General features: G+C 40.2%; 17 protein-coding genes. 10 read left to right on the top strand and 7 right to left on the bottom strand.

The genetic code is table 11. The features are described from left to right. Positions 1 to 497: 497 nt before the first annotated feature. Positions 498 to 713 (bottom strand): 50S ribosomal protein L31, encoded by a 216-nt coding sequence (gene rpmE / locus PALI_RS13630; protein WP_007377245.1) that lies wholly within the window; start codon positions 711 to 713, stop codon positions 498 to 500. Between the two features lie 231 nt (positions 714 to 944). Between rpmE and priA the strand changes: the two genes are divergently transcribed. The 5 genes from priA (at position 945) to PALI_RS13605 (ending at position 6,038) form a co-directional block, all read left to right on the top strand. Further along, positions 945 to 3,131, top strand: coding sequence for a primosomal protein N' (gene priA / locus PALI_RS13625; RefSeq protein ID WP_193156177.1), 2,187 nt, complete (start codon positions 945 to 947; stop codon positions 3,129 to 3,131). A gap of 20 nt (positions 3,132 to 3,151) precedes the next feature. Continuing rightward, complete coding sequence (locus PALI_RS13620) at positions 3,152 to 3,670, top strand: SPOR domain-containing protein (RefSeq protein ID WP_077536212.1); 519 nt, start codon at positions 3,152 to 3,154, stop codon at positions 3,668 to 3,670. 79 nt (positions 3,671 to 3,749) lie between these two features. Continuing rightward, complete coding sequence (gene hslV / locus PALI_RS13615; RefSeq protein ID WP_002958366.1) at positions 3,750 to 4,268, top strand: ATP-dependent protease subunit HslV; 519 nt, start codon at positions 3,750 to 3,752, stop codon at positions 4,266 to 4,268. Positions 4,269 to 4,279: 11 nt separating this feature from the next. Continuing rightward, positions 4,280 to 5,608, top strand: coding sequence for an HslU--HslV peptidase ATPase subunit (hslU, locus tag PALI_RS13610; RefSeq protein ID WP_193156176.1), 1,329 nt, complete (start codon positions 4,280 to 4,282; stop codon positions 5,606 to 5,608). Between the two features lie 55 nt (positions 5,609 to 5,663). After that, positions 5,664 to 6,038, top strand: coding sequence for a gamma-butyrobetaine hydroxylase-like domain-containing protein (locus tag PALI_RS13605; protein WP_138584622.1), 375 nt, complete (start codon positions 5,664 to 5,666; stop codon positions 6,036 to 6,038). Positions 6,039 to 6,088: 50 nt separating this feature from the next. Here the strand turns inward: PALI_RS13605 and PALI_RS13600 are convergent, their stop codons facing one another. From PALI_RS13600 to PALI_RS13590, 3 genes are all read right to left on the bottom strand, one after another. Further along, positions 6,089 to 7,969, bottom strand: coding sequence for a methyl-accepting chemotaxis protein (locus PALI_RS13600; protein ID WP_193156175.1), 1,881 nt, complete (start codon positions 7,967 to 7,969; stop codon positions 6,089 to 6,091). Between the two features lie 91 nt (positions 7,970 to 8,060). Continuing rightward, positions 8,061 to 9,095 (bottom strand): MJ1255/VC2487 family glycosyltransferase, encoded by a 1,035-nt coding sequence (locus tag PALI_RS13595; RefSeq protein WP_193156174.1) that lies wholly within the window; start codon positions 9,093 to 9,095, stop codon positions 8,061 to 8,063. Then, the gene (locus tag PALI_RS13590; protein ID WP_193156173.1) at positions 9,092 to 9,631 is read right to left on the bottom strand and encodes a phosphatase PAP2 family protein; all 540 of its coding nucleotides are present in this window, start codon (positions 9,629 to 9,631) and stop codon (positions 9,092 to 9,094) included. Before PALI_RS13590 ends, PALI_RS13595 begins: the two co-directional genes overlap by 4 nt. A gap of 205 nt (positions 9,632 to 9,836) precedes the next feature. On the opposite strand from PALI_RS13590, the gene rraA reads away from it, so the two are divergent. Further along, a complete protein-coding gene (gene rraA / locus PALI_RS13585) occupies positions 9,837 to 10,334 on the top strand; it encodes a ribonuclease E activity regulator RraA (protein ID WP_138584618.1) in 498 nt (165 codons plus the stop codon). 1 nt (position 10,335) lies between these two features. Continuing rightward, positions 10,336 to 11,385, top strand: a complete 1,050-nt coding sequence (locus PALI_RS13580; RefSeq protein ID WP_138584617.1) for a formimidoylglutamase — start codon at positions 10,336 to 10,338, stop codon at positions 11,383 to 11,385. On the opposite strand, the gene PALI_RS13575 is transcribed toward PALI_RS13580, so the two are convergent. Together PALI_RS13575 and hutI are read right to left on the bottom strand one after the other, a co-directional pair. After that, complete coding sequence (locus PALI_RS13575) at positions 11,382 to 13,043, bottom strand: bifunctional diguanylate cyclase/phosphodiesterase (protein ID WP_171037467.1); 1,662 nt, start codon at positions 13,041 to 13,043, stop codon at positions 11,382 to 11,384. The genes PALI_RS13580 and PALI_RS13575 overlap by 4 nt on opposite strands. Positions 13,044 to 13,166: 123 nt before the next feature. Next, positions 13,167 to 14,414, bottom strand: coding sequence for an imidazolonepropionase (gene hutI / locus PALI_RS13570; RefSeq protein WP_138584615.1), 1,248 nt, complete (start codon positions 14,412 to 14,414; stop codon positions 13,167 to 13,169). A 118-nt stretch (positions 14,415 to 14,532) separates the two neighbouring features. On the opposite strand from hutI, the gene hutC reads away from it, so the two are divergent. From hutC to hutH, 3 genes are all read left to right on the top strand, one after another. Continuing rightward, positions 14,533 to 15,240 carry a histidine utilization repressor gene (gene hutC / locus PALI_RS13565; RefSeq protein ID WP_077536229.1) on the top strand — a complete coding sequence of 236 codons (708 nt, stop codon included), beginning with the start codon at positions 14,533 to 14,535 and terminating at the stop codon, positions 15,238 to 15,240. Positions 15,241 to 15,307: 67 nt separating this feature from the next. Then, on the top strand, positions 15,308 to 16,981 hold the full coding sequence (gene hutU / locus PALI_RS13560; protein WP_182701828.1) for a urocanate hydratase: 1,674 nt from the start codon (positions 15,308 to 15,310) through the stop codon (positions 16,979 to 16,981). Between the two features lie 2 nt (positions 16,982 to 16,983). After that, positions 16,984 to 18,516 carry a histidine ammonia-lyase gene (gene hutH, locus PALI_RS13555; RefSeq protein WP_077536233.1) on the top strand — a complete coding sequence of 511 codons (1,533 nt, stop codon included), beginning with the start codon at positions 16,984 to 16,986 and terminating at the stop codon, positions 18,514 to 18,516. Between the two features lie 103 nt (positions 18,517 to 18,619). On the opposite strand, the gene PALI_RS13550 is transcribed toward hutH, so the two are convergent. Beyond that, positions 18,620 to 19,390, bottom strand: coding sequence for a Rossmann-fold NAD(P)-binding domain-containing protein (locus PALI_RS13550; protein WP_193156172.1), 771 nt, complete (start codon positions 19,388 to 19,390; stop codon positions 18,620 to 18,622). Positions 19,391 to 19,683 lie beyond the last annotated feature (293 nt).

Genomic DNA, 19,683 nt, shown 5'->3' with positions numbered 1-19,683 from the left:
TTAAAGTGAGAGGTGTTGTCTGGGTTACGATACCCTTATTATTTTTAAATTCCAAGCAATATCAGGTCTATCCTGTTATATGCTAGATTCATTGATTTTAAGAGGTTTTTCAGTAACTTTGCGAAGATATACTGACATTTCATAAATAGAAATTCATATAAAAAGAATTTTAGAGGTACTTTTAGCCGCGAGTCGTTTTCTCTAAAAACGACTGTCAAATTTTTAGTATAAATAACTATAAACAGCTTAATACTCTACTTTAAAAACATTTATCTTCACGTTAGCTACATTTAACAACTTAGTTAAAAATTGAACACTTCAAAATATAGAGACTATTGCGTACTTTGTCTGCAAAGGTTTATGCATACTCAGAATAAGAACAGGAAATAGTTATGCAAAGAAGATAACGTCAAAATAGGCAGGAAAAGTAAATAAAAGATGAATTTTAGACATAAAAAAAGCACCCTAAGGTGCTTCCTTTAACTAAATAGAAAAAATTACTTCTTGCTACCAAGTGCACCGAAACGCTTGTTGAAACGATCAACACGTCCGCCAGTGTCTAAAACTTTTTGCTTACCAGTGTAAAACGGATGACACGCAGAACATACGTCTAAGTGAATGTTTTTACAAAGAGTAGAGCTTGTTTCGAATTCATTTCCGCATGAACATGTTGCTGAAATTACTTCGTACTTAGGGTGAATACCTTCTTTCATAGAAACCTCTAGTTAAGGCCGCATCGCTCTCCAAACCCGTAGTTTGGTACCATACGTCGTTAAAACAAATTTGTTGGTGGCGGATTTTATCCAACAACTACCAAGCACACAAGGTTTAATTATATTTTTTGCTAAAAAAGTAATCAAATAATAAAACGGTTATAATTTGCTAGTAGGTTTTTAACCGTATATTTAGTACATTACACCATTAATTTTATTAGTTGAGTTGTTATGCGTTTTGTTGAAGTTGCTATAAAAGTCCCGTTACCGCGCACCTTTGATTATAAAGTAGATGAACAGCTCTCAGGCTTGGTTTCGGATCTAAAGCCTGGAATGCGTGTTTTAGTCCCTTTTGGCAACCAACGTAAAGTGGCCGTTATATTAGCTTTAAAAACCAGCACTGAAGTTCCTGAAAATAAAATTAAAAGTATTCTTGAAGTCATTGACGATGCTCCTATTTTATCTACGCAACACTTAGCGCTTCTTAGCTTTACCGCTCGTTATTATTGCTACCCTTTGGGCGAAACGATTCATATAGCCCTGCCTAGTGCACTACGCCAAGGTGAATCACCAGACAAAACAAGCATTAACATGGTAATGCTTACCGAAAAAGGCGCTAAAGTACCGTCATTAAAAGCCAAAACTCAACTCAACTTATTGAAGCAGTTATCACAATCAGGTAAGTCGTCTTTAACTGAACTAAAAGCCTTAGGCTTTAGCAAAAAAACCATCGATAGCCTCATTGATAAAGAACTTGTCACACAAACTATCGAACACGATAACCAATGGCAAAGCATTACCCCCAAAGTGGGTAGCAAACCAATTCTTAATAAAGAGCAAGCGGTTGCCTGTACGGCGATTAATCAAAGCAAAGGCTTTAGCAGCTTTTTATTGGAAGGTGTGACAGGCAGTGGTAAAACTGAAGTATATTTACAGTGCCTTGAAGAGGTATTAAAGCGTGGTGAGCAAGCCCTCGTATTAGTTCCCGAAATAGGTTTAACCCCCCAGACAGTTAATCGCTTTCGTCGCCGCTTTCCTGATACACCCATTATGCTTTGGCATTCAGCCCTGACCGATAACGAAAGACTCCAAACATGGCGATTTTGCGAAAAAGGCAGCTGTGCAATCGTAATAGGCACTCGCTCGAGTATCTTTCTGCCCTTTTTGCAACTCGGTATGATAGTGGTTGATGAAGAACACGACTCTTCATTTAAGCAGCAAGATACCCTTCGCTATCATGCTCGTGATTTAGCCGCATACAGAGCATTTCAGCATAAAATTCCACTCATATTAGGCAGTGCTACGCCCGCGCTTGAAACACTTCACAAAGCGATTAATAATAAATATCAGCTATTGAGCCTAACTGAGCGTGCACAAACCGCGACCGACAACCAATTCAAATTACTCGACATGAAAGGCCAGCCCGATCAAGCTGGTATAGCCCATGCAAGCCTTGCCACTATGCGTCAGCATTTAAATCGTGGTAAACAGGTGATGGTATTTTTAAATCGCCGAGGCTTTTCGCCCACGCTTATTTGTCATGAATGCGGCTGGCTAAGCGAGTGTAAACGCTGTAGCACTAGCGCAACGTTTCACAAAGCGATTGGTCAAATGATTTGCCACCATTGTGGCGATCAATACCCGGTGCCTCATCAATGTCCTGATTGTGGCAGTACGCAAATATTCCCCAACGGCAAAGGTACAGAGCAAATAGAAGAGTTTTTATCAACTGAGTTCCCTGATACGCCGATCACGCGCATTGATCGCGATTCAACTCGTCGTAAAGGGAGTCTTGAAAAAGCACTTGATGAAATTAACTTAGGGGGAGCACGTATTTTAGTTGGCACACAAATGCTTGCCAAAGGTCATCACTTTGCAGATGTCAGCTTGGTGCTTATTTTAGATGTAGATAGCGGTTTATACTCCTGTGACTTTAGAGCAACCGAACATTTAGCTCAGCTTGTTACACAAGTAGCAGGACGTGCTGGGCGCTCTGGAGAACCTGGCCAAGTACTATTGCAGACCCACTTTCCTGAGCATCCACTTTTACAAGACTTGGTTAACAATGGATATCAAGACTTTGCTCGCTTTGCACTGAGTGAACGCGATGATGCCGATCTCCCTCCAATTACAAATATGGCTATTGTTCGTGCTCAAGGACATAGCATTAAGCAAGTCGTCGACTTTTTGACTGATTTGGTTCCAGTCAATGGGGTATCTGGTATACAATTGCTCGGCCCGATACCTGCGCCTCTAGAAAGGGTCGCAGGTATGTATCGTTTTCAGTTACATATTCAAGCGCAAGATCGCCGCATACTGCACCAATATCTTGCGCAAATGGTTGATTATTTAAGCTCAAGCAAACTCGCACAAAAAGTCCGCTGGAGCTTAGACGTAGACCCTATAGACATGATTTAGGTTAAGGCCAAAATAACGCTATGGCACAGCACGATTACATTAACAAAAAACCAGCAAACAGAAAAAACAATAAGCAAGCACCTGCGAAAAAACCATTTCCGATTTTTTTAGTGAGCATTGCTCTTTTACTTGTAGGCGGTTTCGTCTACGGGTTATGGTTTATTAAAAGTAACGCCGATCCTAAGCTGGTAGAAAAGCAGGCTAACCCGACGACAGCTGAAAAAAAAGTCGAAGTGGTTATCCCACGTACGCCCGCATTTATTAAAGAAATTAGAAACCACGAAATTCAAGTTGAGGTAAAACAGCTTGAGCAAAAAGGTCCTTACGTTATGCAATGTGGTTCATTTAAAACCCACGCCCAAGCCGAATCACTCAAAGCTAAAATTGCATTTGCAGGACTTATATCTGAAATTAAGCAAGAAGGCACTTGGCACAAGGTGCGTTTAGGGCCTTATAAAACCAAACGCCAAGCCGAAAGTGATAAAAACAAGCTTAAACGTGTGAATATAGTCAGCTGCGGAATTTGGAACTGGACTTGAAAATAAACCATTCACCCATATAACCTCATCATAATCGTTTTTTACGAGTTGTCTCTACAGCTCGATGATGAGGAATAACATGACTACTATCGTAAGTGTACGCCGCGGCGACAAAGTTGTAATCGGCGGTGACGGCCAAGTATCTCTTGGTAACACCGTAATGAAAGGCAACGCCCGTAAAGTTAGACGCCTTTATAATGGCAAAGTAATTGCTGGCTTTGCCGGCGGTACTGCTGATGCCTTTACCCTTTTCGAACGCTTTGAAAGTAAATTAGAAATGCACCAAGGCAACCTCACCAAAGCAGCGGTCGAAATGGCTAAGGACTGGCGCAGCGATCGGGCTCTTCGAAAACTCGAAGCATTGCTCGCTGTAGCAGATGAAACTGCATCTCTTATTATTACCGGTAACGGTGATGTGGTGCAGCCAGAGAATGATCTAATCGCCATCGGCAGTGGCGGTAATTTTGCCCAATCTGCAGCAACAGCCTTATTAGAAAATACCGACTTAAGCGCTCGTGAAATCGTCGAAAAAAGCTTAACTATTGCAGGCAATATCTGCGTATTCACTAATAATTTCCAAACCATCGAAGAATTATAATAGGAACCGCTATGTCTGCAATGACCCCAAGAGAAATTGTTCACGAACTAGATCAACACATTATTGGCCAAGCGAATGCAAAAAAAGCAGTGGCTATTGCACTTCGCAATCGCTGGCGCCGTATGCAACTTAATGAAGATTTACGTGGTGAAGTGACACCTAAAAACATTCTAATGATTGGCCCAACTGGCGTAGGTAAAACAGAAATTGCACGCCGTTTAGCAAAATTAGCGAATGCGCCATTCATTAAAGTAGAAGCGACAAAATTCACCGAAGTTGGCTATGTTGGTAAAGAAGTTGATACGATCATCCGTGATTTAGTCGACGTGTCGATTAAAATGACTCGTGAGCAGCAAACCAAAAAATTTAAACATCTCGCAGAAGAAGCGGCCGAAGAGCGTATTTTAGATGCCTTGCTTCCTCCTGTTAAAGATCAATACGGCGAAACACAGCGTGATGATAACTCCTCAACACGTCAAACGTTTCGTAAAAAACTACGTGAAGGCCAGCTAGATGATAAAGAAATTGAAATTGATTTAGCTCAAACACAGCCAAACGTAGAGATTATGGCGCCCCCTGGTATGGAAGATATGACCAACCAGCTGCAAAGCATGTTTCAAAACATGGGTGGCGACAAACGCACTAAACGTAAGCTAAAAATCAAAGAAGCCTTCAAACTATTAACGGAAGAAGAAGCCGCGAAATTAGTGAACCCTGAAGAGCTAAAAGAACAAGCTATTTTTGCAGTAGAACAAAATGGTATTGTGTTTATTGATGAAATAGACAAAATTTGTAAGCGTGGTGATTCTTCAGGTCCTGATGTTAGCCGTGAAGGTGTGCAGCGCGATTTACTGCCGCTTATTGAAGGTTCAACAGTAAACACTAAACACGGCATGGTTAAAACTGACCATATGTTGTTTATTGCCTCTGGTGCATTTCAAATGGCAAAACCATCTGACATGATCCCTGAGCTACAAGGTCGCCTGCCAATTCGTGTAGAGCTTGAAGCGCTTACTGCTGATGACTTCAAACGCATTCTCACAGAACCTCATGCATCGCTTACAGAGCAGCAACGAGAGCTTCTAAAAACTGAACAGGTAACTGTTGAGTTTAGTGATGATGCTATTGATCGTATTGCAAAAGCGGCATGGCAAGTTAACGAAAAAACTGAAAATATCGGTGCTCGCCGTTTGCATACTGTGATGGAAAAGTTAATGGAAGAGATTTCATACGACGCTTCTGAAAAAGCAGGCTCGTCACTTACTATTGACGCCGCTTATGTTGAAAAACACCTAGGTGCATTGGTTGAAGATGAAGACTTAAGTCGCTTCATTCTTTAATTGATACCACCTATACTAAAAGCCTCCGTTATGGGGGCTTTTTAATGGGATAAAAATGAAACACGTAACAAAAATACATTACCACAGCATAAGTAAAAACGTAGATATTTACTTTGATGACGAAAGCAAATCGGTATTTAGTAGTGAATTTTTACGCGTCCATTCTCCATCTGCTGAAGTACAAGGACATGGTTCAGGTCCGATGAAGTTAGTGTTTAATAAGCAATCTGTGAGTATTAACAGTATTGAACCCGTTGGGCACTATGCGCTTCGTTTAGGCTTTGATGATGGTCATAATAGTGGATTATTCAGCTGGCAATATTTTGCAAAACTACAAGAGCAGCAAAGCGCACTGTGGGATGAATATTTACAACGTATAAACGAGCATAAAAACAATAAAGATAGTGTGCCAATAAAGTTTATTCCTTAAACCTTATTGGCCATTTAATAGTTTATTATAAGTTATAAATAGCTTATTGATTACACCTTAAACTTATCTATAGCGGCAAATAGCACACGAGATTGTTGAGATACTTCTTCACTTGTTTGTGCATTGCTAGATGCATTTTCTGATGCGCTTTGTGCAATATCGCGTATACGCACTACGTTTTTATTTACCTCTGATGCCACTTGGCTTTGCTCATCAATGGCTACGGCAATTTGTGTGCTCATTTCCATTATCGTTTGTACATCTTCCGTTATTGCTCCAAGTAAATCGCCAGCTTTAATTGCCTGCGATGCACTTTCGTCCCCCTGTGAGCGGCACTTATGCATAATACTGACGACTTCTTGTGTACGCTGCTGCAAAGTACTTATTATACCTTCAATCTCACTTGTGGACTCTTGGGTACGTTTTGCTAATGAACGAACTTCATCTGCTACAACCGCAAAACCGCGTCCATATTCACCAGCTCTTGCAGCTTCAATCGCTGCGTTAAGTGCCAATAAGTTGGTTTGTTCTGCAATGGCACGAATCACATCGAGTACAGATCCAATAGTCTCACCATCTTTTTCTAATTGAGAAACAACGCTCGATGCATCTCCCAGTGAGCCAGACAGCTCTCTAATTTGCTTAACGGTTGACTCAACCTCATTACGCCCTTGCTGTGCGCTCAAGTTGGTTGATTCAGCTTTTTTAGCCGCAGCCTCAGTATTATGTGAAATATCCTGAATTGTTGCTTGCATCTCAGTGGCTGCCGTTGCCACCATATCAGCTTCATGCAATTGCTCTTGCATACCAGAGCTTGTTGCTGCTGTATTCTCTGACAAATGCTCTGTGGCAATATTAAGTGTATTCAAAGCCCCATTAACATCGTTAACTAGGTGTTTAAAGTCACCGATTAAGCTATTGAAGTCGACTGTCATCGTGGTGATTTCATCTTTGCCAGTCTGCTCTATCAAAATAGTAAGATCATTGCTGCGGCGAATATCATTTATAGTATGATAAACACGTTCAATAGGAATGATAATTGAGCGACTAGTAAAATAAACCAAAGCTAAAACAATAACACCTGCAATAACAAAAACGAGAATAGCTAAAAACTGCGCTTGCTCTACGCTTTTTTCAACTTGTAGCTTGGTATCTTGAACGATTTGAGTAACAATTTTTTCACTTTTATTTACGCTCTCTTGCATAACACCCAGCGCACCAGAGTTGAGATCTAACCCTAATTCAGTTTGCGCTTGCACAAGTGTTTTAAACTCATTTTGGTAGGTATCAATTAGCGGGGTTATTTGTGTTTTATAACTACTTAACAAATCAGCCGATGCAATCTGCTGCTTAAAGGTATTTATACTTTCATTAAAGCGGCCTAGATATTTATCATCAAATCTAAGCATAAAATCTTTTTCTGAGCGCCGAAGTTGTAACATAGATGATAAAAGCTTGTAGTTTTCTTGCTCTTTTAATAGTACTTCGACTTCGTGCACTGCACTTCTTAGCTTTCCGTATAAGCCATCTTTAGGGGTCAACCCAATCTCTTTTTGCAGCGTAGTAACCGTGTTAAAGTCGTTGTTATAGCTGTTTATTAGTTGTTCAAAACGTTCAAGCTGAGCAGCAGAAATCCCCTGCTGAGTCATTAATTGTTTTAACTTAGTAATTTTAATGCTTAGCTGCTTAAAATTCATTTCAAACTCAGCCAGTGAATCTTCTTGCTTGTAAAACAAGAAGTTTTTTTCGTGGTTACGTAATGCTAATGAATGTACATTAAGCTCTTCCGCCAATTGAATCGTTTTATTTAAATTCAAAGTGGTACGTGATTCAAAAATTATCACACATAATAAAACAATCATTGCTAAGCCAACAACAATCGCATTTAATTGCAAGCGACGTTTGATAGTAAGATTCTGCAAAAAATTCATTCTAAGAGCCTATATTTAATATTCTTCTCTAGTATAGCTAAGCATAGATCAAGTGGTTCAATTATCAGAGTAAATTTTTAATTTATTTCTGCTATGACACATTTACACTTCCCCAAAGCCCTTTATGCAGTGATTGCGTATTACACCATTGCTTATTTACCAACCAGTTAATTAACGGTGTGGGATCACTAGGATAATTAATTCGTTTATTTTGTGGGGCACTATTCCAATCATCTAGTGCTTGCGGGTTTAAGTAATTCATTACATGCGCCATCCTCATTGATAACAACGTTTGCGCATTCGCGCCTTGCTCAAACTGCCCATCAAGTGGTTTTAAAAGTAGCTTTTTACCTAGCTTAAGCGCCTCACTTGCCAGCTCAAACCCTGCATTACCAATAACACCACTGGTATTGGCTAAGTCATTTAAAAAACTAACACGCGATGGAGCACGTAAATGAATATGCCCCATTGACTGATTTGATGCATGAGGGTGGTAACAATAAAACTCTTTTTCGGGGAAATCTTTTAAGTAATCGATAATGCTATTTAAATTTTCAAATGGTAAATATACCAATACCTTATTCATTACTGCAACAGGGTTACCATGTTGATGGTTTGCGATAAAAGGAGGAATAATATTATCTGCAAATGGCTGCCAATGAACACCGAGATAAGTGTTTGCTGGGGCATAATATTTAATTAAAGATTTACGTAAAATACCTCGGCTGAACATCGGCACGCTGTCTGATAAAAACGCCGCTTGGTGGCTAATTCCTACAACAGGAACGCCTGCACGTTTTGCAGCCCATGCCGTAATTGGTTCAAAGTCGTTAAGTATAAAATCATACTGTTTTATATCGAGTGACTTTATATCTGAAACCAACTCACAAATCCGCGCATTTTTAACTGTTTGTAAGCTTTTTATTTGACCATTTTTAGTGTTAAAAGATAACCCTCGAAAACTCTTATAATGTCCAAATTCCTGCATATCAAAATAGTCTTTAGTAGCACGCCCTGAAAAAATATAATTAACATCAATTCCATGTTGTTTAAAACAGCTCGCCATAACACGAGCTCGCGTTATGTGACCATTACCAGTGCCTTGAATGCCATACAGTATTTTCATACAGGAACCACCAAGACTAATGCAAATAAGCCACAAGAACTGCCAATAATTGCACCGAGAATAATATCTGCAGGAAAGTGTACACCTAAGACCACACGAGAAATTGCCACACTAGAAGCCCAGCCAAATAACAACCACACATACTCAGGGAAAAAATTGCTCAATATAATAGCAACAAGAAATGCGGCGGCACTGTGCCCTGACGGTAAACTAAATTTATCACTGGGTACTATGTACGCATTCGTAACTAAGCAATCACAAGGTCTCACCCGGGCAAAGCTCTTTTTCGCTAAAAAATAGATGGGTCTTTCTATGGCAAAGCCAACCAAAATTGTAATGGGTAGTAATTGGTGCTGCTCGTTATTGCTAAGCCACCAAACAGCTGCGCACATAAGCAAGTACAAACCACCATCGCCGCTTTTAGACAACCCAAATGCTATTACTTTAAGCCATCTAGGTGAGTTGTAATTAAACAGAGTTAAAAATAATTGCTCATCCACCTGAGCTACCTTTTTAAGCATATTATTATCATCCATCACTTACTCCACGCTGCATAATATATGAACACTGATTTAGCTTAGGTGTTGTAAATAACAATTGAGTGACGCTTTTAAGACACTATTGTTGCTATTATTGATTTAGGCTTTGTTTTGGCTAAATTTACTGCGATTAAGTCGTTGTTATTGCATATAAGGAGGGTATACTGAGGTATAAATTAATGTATCTTTTGAGGATAAAATAATGGATTACAGCACTTCTGACTTATGTGACCACTTTGCTGATGTGGTTGACGTGCTAGAGCCTATGTTCATCAACTTTGGTGGTCGACACAGCTTTGGTGGCCGCATTAAAACGGTCAAATGTTTTGAAAATAATGAACTGATCCGCGAATTGCTTTCTCAAGATGGTACAGGCTTAGTGCTGCTTATTGATGGCGGTGGCTCAACTCGTCGTGCACTTATTGATATTGAACTGGCCGAGTTAGCACTTGAAAATAACTGGAATGGCATTATTGTTTACGGCGCAGTGCGCCACGTAGACGAGCTTGAAGAGCTTGATTTAGGCATTCAAGCCATTGCTTCTATTCCTGTTGCAGCCGACAGTGAGGGTGCAGGCGAAGACGCTATAGGTGTTAACTTTGCTGGCGTATCCTTTTTTGATGACGACTTTATTTATGCCGACAGCACAGGCATCGTTCTATCTGCTGAGGAACTAGAATTGGAAGTCGTAGAAATATAACGTGACCATTCAATTAAAAGTATATGATGAAAGCGCGGTTACAGCACTTTGCTCTACCCGCGCAAACGAGAAAAAAGCTTGGCAAACAATGGCCTTGCTCGACACCCAAGTAAACGTACAACAAGCTCTTGTTGACGCTGCACAATTTGGTATTCGCTATGTTCTTCTTGGTATTTGCGAAGATATTGGCCCCAAAGCAAACTTAGGTAATGGCGGTGCAAATCAAGCATGGTCAGCATTTCTAAAACGCTTTTTAAACCAGCCTCATAATCAATTTATCACGACTCAAAAAGTACTTTTGTTGGGTGAAGTTAATGTTGATGATTTAATGGCGCAAAGTAATCTACTCGATAATCAACAAACTCAACAATTAACTCAGTTACGCGCTTTGTGCCAACAACTTGATGAACGCGTTGAATCTGTTTTGAATCTTATTTTTAAAGCAGGACTTGAACCCATAATAATTGGTGGCGGACACAACAACTGCTTGGGAATTATTCGAGCGCTGAGCAAGCATAAAAACACACCAATAAATGCGATAAACTTTGATCCCCATGCTGATTTTAGAGAGTGTGAAGGTCGCCATAGTGGCAATGGTTTTCGCTATGCATACAACGAAAAACATTTAAATAATTACCATGTTATTGGCTTACATGAGTTAAAGAACAACCAAGCAATTATTACAGCAATGAATGAAGCCAACTTTAAGTTTAATAGTTATCAAGCAATACAAGTTAAACGAGAGATTACTCTTACTCAAGCAATTAATAATGCACTAAATTGTTTTGATGAAGCACCGCTAGGTGTAGAAGTTGATTTAGATAGCATTACTGGTATGCCGGTTAGTGCTTATACATGCTGTGGATTTAGCGTCAGCGACACTGAACATTTTGTACATTTAGCAGCTAAAAAACGTCAATCTACATATTTACATTTATGTGAAGCGGCACCGAGTCAACACCCCAATGGACTAGATAGTGGAATGCAGCATTGTGGGCAAGTAATAACGGCACTCGTCAATAGCTACATACAATCTAAAGAGAGCCTTTAACGCTGAGCTAATAGCCACTGCTTTAGCCAGCTCATTAAGCCTACACTACTTAGTGGGTGCCCAAAGTAATAACCTTGTGCGGCATAAGCATTTAAGCTTTTAATAAATCTCAGTTGCTCAAGCGTTTCAATCCCTTCAAAAATAACTTTTGTTTTTTGCTGGTTATGCATTTCAACCATACCACCGATCAAACTGCGTATCGTATTTTGATTACTAAAATCAGCGGTTAATGATGGCGCAACTTTAATATATTCAACGGCCAAGCTGGGTAATTTAGACAGCAGCACAGGATTATCGCCTAAGCCATCAACACATATTTTTAAACCAATATTATTAAGTCGAGCAATCATTGCTTTACCTTTACTGTCTAAGTTAGTAAAAATATGCAATGGACATTCAACAATTAAATCGCCAGTTTCTAATTGATGATCTTTTGTTATGTTGTCAACAAACTCTACAAATTCTTCATTTAGCATCTCAGGACCAAATACGTTAACACTGAGCGGTATCGCCATACCTTCCATGCGTAACGCCATCGCCAGCTCCGCCGCTCGCTCCATCACAAACGTCGCTAATTGAAAAGCAAGCCCCGCAATTTTAATGTCATCAATAAATCGGTTAGCCGATAAAATACCTTGCTTTGGATGCTGCCAACGCAGCAGTAGTTCTAAAAACTCAATCTTTCCATTTTCATTACAAATTATGGGTTGAAAATATAACTCAAATTCACTCGAAAAATCGATATTGGCCAGCTCCTTTAACCTAGCTTGCTGTTCTAATTGCTCAACCATCATTTGTTTTCGATAAGCAATGACTTGTCTATCTGGGTAACTATCAAGCGCAAGGTAAGCAAAGGATATTAAATTATCAAAGTCATTTTTTTGCTCTGTACAATCCACATAGCTTGCTCTTGCTTTTACTTCAACGGTGCAATTGGCAACATTAAAAGGCTTAAGTGTTGCATCTAGTATTTTTTGTATTAGCTGCTCATGAATATGCTTTTGATTCGCGAGATCACAAATAAATGCGAAGTTGAGCCCGCCCAAATGCGCAAGCTTCTCTTGTGGGGCTAAGCTAACAACCTCATCACTCTCTAATAGCGCCTTTATTCTATTGGCCGATTGCGCTAAAAGTAAATCTCCAAAATTACGTCCTAAATGCTGATTTACCTGCTCAAAACCTTCTAAACGGATAATAACAAGTACGGCGTTGAGTGGTTTATTAATACACCACTCATCAACCTTTTTACGCAATTTACTTATATTACTGAAGGCGGCAAGAGGCGAGTTATCAATAAATGTTTCTTGCTCTGGTGTATTTTCTATTCGTTGATTTTTTATAGCTGCATTATCATTGAAAAAACCTGCTAATGTTAACAATAGGATAGCGAGCACGACCCAAAATAAAGGGATATGTATTAAAAAATAGGCACTTAGCAGTAATACAAACAATAAGCCTGCAGCTGCACTGACCATGATCATAGCCCAATTATTATGCTCAAAAGCTTGCCATAAATAAAAGCAAAACCCAAAGGTAAGTAAAATAACAAGCCAAGGCGTTTCATTGCTCAAAATCGCAAAGCCAATCAGCGCAATACATAAATAACTAAATTTAATACTGTTACTTTTAACAACAAGCAAAGTAGCAATCATCGCCATAAGCAACGCACCGCTAAAAAAAATAGCAAAACGGCTATCAGCTAAAATTCCCAAATCTGTACCGCTCGTATTGATTAAAAAATTCAGTATAAGCATATTTATTGTGAACCAAATTAATTCAAACTAATTAAGTTTACCCAAAACCCATAGATTTAACAGTTTATTTACACCAAATTGATAGCTCAGCTGTGATGGATGACCTATTTCCCAGTGCGCTATATCAGCTCTGGCACCCACCTTTAGCACACCACGATCTTTTAATCCCAATGCCTTAGCCGCATTTTGAGTTACGCCTAATAAGGCCTGTTCCGGCGTTAACCTAAATAGAGTACATGCCATATTCATCATCAGCTGCACAGAGCATAATGGCGAAGTTCCGGGATTAAAATCACTGGCTATCGCTATCGGCACCTTATATTGATTGAGTAGTTCAATGGGTGGAAATTTAGTTTCTCTCAAAAAATAAAATGCACCAGGCAATAACACGGCAACAGTACCTGCTTGTGCCATTGCTTTTACCCCCTCTTCATCAAGATGCTCAATATGATCGGCCGAAAGACCATTAAACTGCGCTACTAGCTTAGCACCATGTTGATTAGATAACTGTTCAGCATGACATTTAACTGGAAGATTGTGCTTTTTAGCGGCTTCAAAAACACGCTTGGTTTGTGCATAACTAAATCCTACATTTTCACAAAATACATCGACAGCATCAGCAAGATCACTAGCAACTACTTGCTCAAGCATTTCTGTACAAACTAGATCAATATACTCATCAGCACGGCCTTTGTACTCTGGCGGTAAAGCATGTGCTCCCAAAAACGTAGTTTTAATATCTATAGGATGGTGTTCACCTAACAAGCGGGCGACTTCTAATATTTTTATTTCGTTTTCAGTATCTAACCCATAGCCTGATTTAATTTCGACTGTGGTAACCCCTTCTTTTAACAAAGTATTGAGTCTGTCTTTTGCATCAACAAATAATTGTTCTCGATCAGCCGCTCTAGTCGCTTTTACCGTACTCGCTATGCCACCGCCTTGTGCTGCAATTTGCTCATAGCTAACTCCTTGCAAGCGTTGTTCAAACTCTTGCGATCTTGAACCTGCAAACACTAAATGCGTATGACAATCGATTAATCCAGGCGTTAGCCATTGCCCTTTTATACTTAATGTCGGCGTTGCAAAAACATCAAAACTTGGTAATGTCGACTGCTTTCCAAGCCACACAATCTCACCATTTTTAATGGCTATTGCTGCATTCTCAATGGCACCATAAGCCGCATCGATACTGCTATCCATAGTGGCAATATTGGCGTCGGTTAAAAGTAAGTCGAGATCTTCTAACTCATAATGTTGTGATGTGCTTTGCATCTTATACCCTTTTTTGCCCTATTATGATGAAAATATAGTCTAGCAATTCACCTTGTATATACAAGGTAATTATGCCATCTTGTTTATATAGTTTACTTTCAATGTAACCATTAATTTAATGACGACACCTAAATTTGCGCAAATAAAACAATTTATTGTTGATAAAATTCGCAGCGCCACATGGCAAGAAAATCAACGTGTGCCCTCTGAAAACGAGCTGGCTAGTCAATTTAGCGTGAGCAGAATGACGGCTCGTCGAGCCCTAAGCGAACTAACCGAAGCCGGTATTTTAACGCGCAGCCAAGGGTTAGGTACATTCGTTGCTACATTTAAATCGCAGTCATCATTACTCGAAATCAAAAATATTGCTGATGAAGTAAAAGAGCGCAACGGGAACTACACCTGTAATGTACTCATACTTGAATCTATAAATGCAGTCGCGCCCATAGCTATTGCACTTGGTGTTGAAATTGACAGCGTAGTATATCGCAGTGTACTCGTACACAATGAGAACGATAGCCCTTTGCAGCTAGAAGAACGCTTTGTAAATCCAGCACTTGCTAGTGGCTATCTACAGCAAGATTTTACGGCACTCACTCCTCATGAATATCTATCGAGCGTTGCACCGCTAACTCAAGCAAGGCATACCGTAGAAGCCATTATGCCAAACAGCGAAATGTGCCAATGGCTCAATTTATATAACGAAGAGCCATGCTTACAAGTTATTCGACGCACATGGTCTATTCATGGCATTGTAAGCTTTGCACGCCTTGTATCACCTGGCAGTAAATACCGCTTAGGTGGCCATTTAACATTTAAAAAATAACAAAAAAATTGCGCTTATTGCGCTTTTTTTATAATTAACAACCTTGTATATACAACAGGAGCAAAACATGAACAACCGACTCGACACAAGTCGCGTAATACGTGCACCGCATGGCGATAAAATAAGCGCTAAAAGCTGGCAAACTGAAGCGGCTAAACGCATGCTCATGAATAATTTAGATCCTGAGGTTGCAGAACATCCTCATTCGCTTGTTGTGTATGGTGGTATTGGCCGTGCAGCACGCGATTGGCCAAGTTATGACAAAATTATAGAAACCCTCGATAGGCTCGAAAACGACGAAACCCTACTTGTACAATCGGGCAAACCCGTCGGCGTATTTAAAACCCACAGTAATGCACCGCGCGTACTGATTGCCAACTCAAATCTAGTGCCGCATTGGGCAAATTGGGAACACTTTAACGAGCTCGATAAAAAAGGCTTGATGATGTATGGGCAAATGACTGCCGGATCTTGGATTTACATTGGCTCGCAAGGCATAGTGCAAGGCACTTACGAAACGTTTGTTGCCATGGCAAAACAGCATTTTGACGGTCAAGCTAAAGGAAAATGGGTATTAACAGGTGGTCTTGGCGGCATGGGCGGCGCACAACCGCTTGCAGCCACAATGGCTGGATTTAGCGCACTTGTTGTTGAGTGCGATGAAAGCAGAATCGATTTTCGTATAAAAACAGGTTACGTTGATGTAAAAGCAACGAACCTTGAACATGCACTGCAATTAATAACCGATGCATGTGTTAAAGGTGAGGCCCTCTCGGTGGGCTTACTTGGCAACGCTGCCGATGTATTTAGTACACTCGTTAAAACAGGCATTACCCCTGATGTAGTCACAGATCAAACATCTGCTCACGATCCACTTAATGGATATTTACCACAAGATTGGACAATGGAGTACGCAGCAAAAATGCGTGAGCAAGATCCGAAAGCCGTAGTAAAAGCGGCGAAGCAATCAATGGCAGTGCAAGTTAACGCCATGCTAGCGCTGCAAAAAGCAGGTTCTGCAACAACTGACTATGGTAATAATATTCGCCAAATGGCGTTTGATGAAGGCGTTACCAACGCATTTGATTTTCCAGGCTTTGTTCCTGCTTATATTCGACCTTTATTTTGCCAAGGTATTGGGCCCTTTAGATGGGTAGCCTTATCGGGCGACCCAGAAGATATTTATAAAACCGATGCAAAAGTAAAAGAGCTGATTCCCGATGATGCACATTTACATAATTGGCTAGATATGGCGCGTGAACGTATTCAATTTCAGGGCTTACCTGCACGCATTTGTTGGGTTGGTTTAAAAGACAGAGCACGCCTTGCATTGGCCTTTAACGAAATGGTTAAAAATGGCGAGCTTAAAGCACCGATAGTCATTGGTCGCGATCACCTAGACTCAGGCTCTGTTGCAAGCCCTAATCGTGAAACAGAAAGCATGAAAGATGGCTCTGATGCAGTATCAGATTGGCCATTACTTAATGCATTACTTAATACAGCAAGTGGCGCTACATGGGTATCGCTTCACCATGGTGGTGGCGTTGGTATGGGCTTTAGTCAGCACTCTGGTGTGGTTATTGTTGCCGATGGAACAGACGAAGCCAAAGAGCGTGTTGGCCGTGTGTTATGGAACGACCCTGCAACTGGCGTAATGCGCCATGCAGATGCGGGCTACGACATCGCAAAAACCTGTGCTAAAGAGCAAAACTTAGACTTACCAATGCTAAACGAGGAATGATCATGGTAGAACTTACTCTCACACCTGGCTCGCTTGATTTAAGCACGCTGAGAAAAATTAATAATTCATCAGTAAAGTTAAGCCTTGCCAAGCATGCTGAGTCACAAATAGCAGCAAGCGCACAAACCGTTCAAAATGTGATTAACGAACACCGCACTGTATACGGAATAAATACCGGCTTTGGATTATTAGCCAATACTAAAATTGCCGATGATGAACTTGAATTATTACAGCGCTCCATTGTACTTTCGCATGCAGCGGGTATTGGCGAATACATGGATGACAGTACAGTAAGGCTGATGATCACCTTAAAAATTAATTCGCTGTCTCGTGGCTACTCAGGTATTCGCCTGCAAGTTATCGAATTTTTTATGCAATTGCTTAATAGTGAAGTCTACCCATGCGTACCTAAAAAAGGCTCTGTGGGTGCGTCGGGCGATTTAGCCCCTCTTGCGCATATGTGCCTACCTTTACTCAGTGAGGGTAACATGCGCTATAAAGGTAATATTATTAGTGCCGAAGAAGGCTTAAAAATAGCAGAGCTTAAACCGCTTACCCTTGCAGCAAAAGAAGGCCTAGCATTATTAAATGGCACACAAGCATCTACTGCATTTGCACTACAAGGCTTATTTAGAGCTGAAGATTTATATGCACAAAGCTGTGTTATTGGATCTATTAGTATTGAAGCCGCAATGGGCAGTCGTTCACCATTTGATGCGCGTATTCATGACATTCGCGGTCAACGAGGGCAAATAGATACTGCTCAAGTATTTAGAGAGTTACTTGATACTCATTCACAAATTAGCGATTCACACGTCAATTGTGAAAAAGTACAAGACCCTTATTGCCTGCGCTGCCAACCACAAGTGTTAGGTGCGTGTTTAACGCAAATACGCCAAGCTGCAGAAGTATTACTCTGTGAATCAAACGGCGTCACCGATAACCCATTAGTTTTTGCGGATGTAGGCGATATTATTTCTGGTGGGAATTTTCATGCAGAGCCGGTAGCGATGGCCGCCGATAACTTAGCGATCGCTATTGCCGAAATTGGCGCATTAGCAGAGCGACGAATTGCATTACTTATCGATTCTAACTTATCTAAATTACCACCATTTTTAGTTGAAAACGGCGGTGTAAATTCAGGCTTTATGATTGCACAAGTAACCGCCGCAGCGCTCGCATCAGAAAATAAATCATTAGCACACCCCGCTTCGGTCGATAGTTTGCCAACATCAGCAAATCAAGAGGATCATGTATCTATGGCCACTTTTGCAGCTAGGCGCTTAGGTGAAATGGCCAATAACACTCAGGGGGTTTTAGCTATAGAATGGTTAGCATCGGTGCAAGGGCTAGAGTTTAGAAAGCCACTCAAACCATCTAATAAGGTACAAAACGCAAAAACATTATTACGCGAACACGTTAGTTACTATGATAAAGATCGCTATTTTGCACCGGATATAGAACAAACAAATACACTATTAAGTGAAGGCAAGTTATGTGACTTTATTGACAGCAACCCCTTGCCTTCATACTAATACCAATTTTATAAAAAACATGATCGTTCTAGCGCATTGAATAGCGCTATAATAGATCACTCATTTAATGCAATTGGTATAAAACTTTAGTGGAATGTCTTTGCTAAATCCCATATTGATAAGTAAAGCCTAACGCCTCAATAGCTGAGCCAATCACTTTGCGCTCAGCTTTTTCGTCACTGGCAAAACGAGGCATTTCACTCCCCTGCTGCAGACACTTTAATGCGTAATATTCAGCTTTTGTTGGATGCGCCGGATTAACCACATTATAAATATTTTGCCCAACTGACCAATGTTCTATCACAGCAAAAATGGCATTAATAACATCTTGTTGATGCACCATATTTACCACTTGCTCACTTGATGTATTGAGCTCCTTACCCGCAACAAAACGGCCAGGTTCTCTGTTAGGACCAAACAACCCAGCTAAACGAAGTACTTTGCCATCTTGTTGCAGCACTTGCTCTTCAGCCTCATAAAGCTTTATCTGTCGCTCATTAGTACACGAAATATCACTGCTTTCGCTATATACACCAGGCTCTTGATCGTACACACCTGTTGATGAACATAACAAAAAACCTTTAGCGTTTAGCCCCTTTGAAAGTTTAAGTGCTGCCATGAGTGTGTCAGGATAATTACTTTCATTGTGCCTGCTACGCGGCGCGATAGCACACACCCAATAAGCATCTTGCAAATCTATTTGATGTGTTAATTGGTCATTCTCGAGTATAAATTGACGTTCAAAATCAAACTTGTGTACATCACTTCTATGCGTCCCTTGCACTTGCCAGCCCGCTGTTTGTGCATTTACACATAAAGTATGACCTAGCCAACCGGCTCCTAAAACTACCAATTTATTTATTTTATTTTCCATTTTGTGTAAGCCTCCACTTTAAAAGAAAAATTAGTATTTTTGTCTAACTTTAATACAGATTTCAAACGCGATATAATTATAGGTACTCTTAAATCAAAAGAATATGTGCACTTGTATTAAACCGTTAGTTATTACGTAAAATGCAACAACACTATTTAACCTGAACTCTTGATAATAAATCTATCTCGAGCAGCTATTTTCAGCGCTAACTGCGTTGAATTTACTGCAATAGACCAGCCATGATTACGAGTGAGCCACATGTTTTAAATGAAAAAGAGGCTCTTATTTAAGTG

The organism is Pseudoalteromonas aliena SW19 (assembly GCF_014905615.1).
GTDB lineage: Bacteria > Pseudomonadota > Gammaproteobacteria > Enterobacterales > Alteromonadaceae > Pseudoalteromonas > Pseudoalteromonas aliena.
Note: the sequence above shows the minus strand (reverse complement) of the source record. Positions and strands in the feature narration are given on the sequence as shown.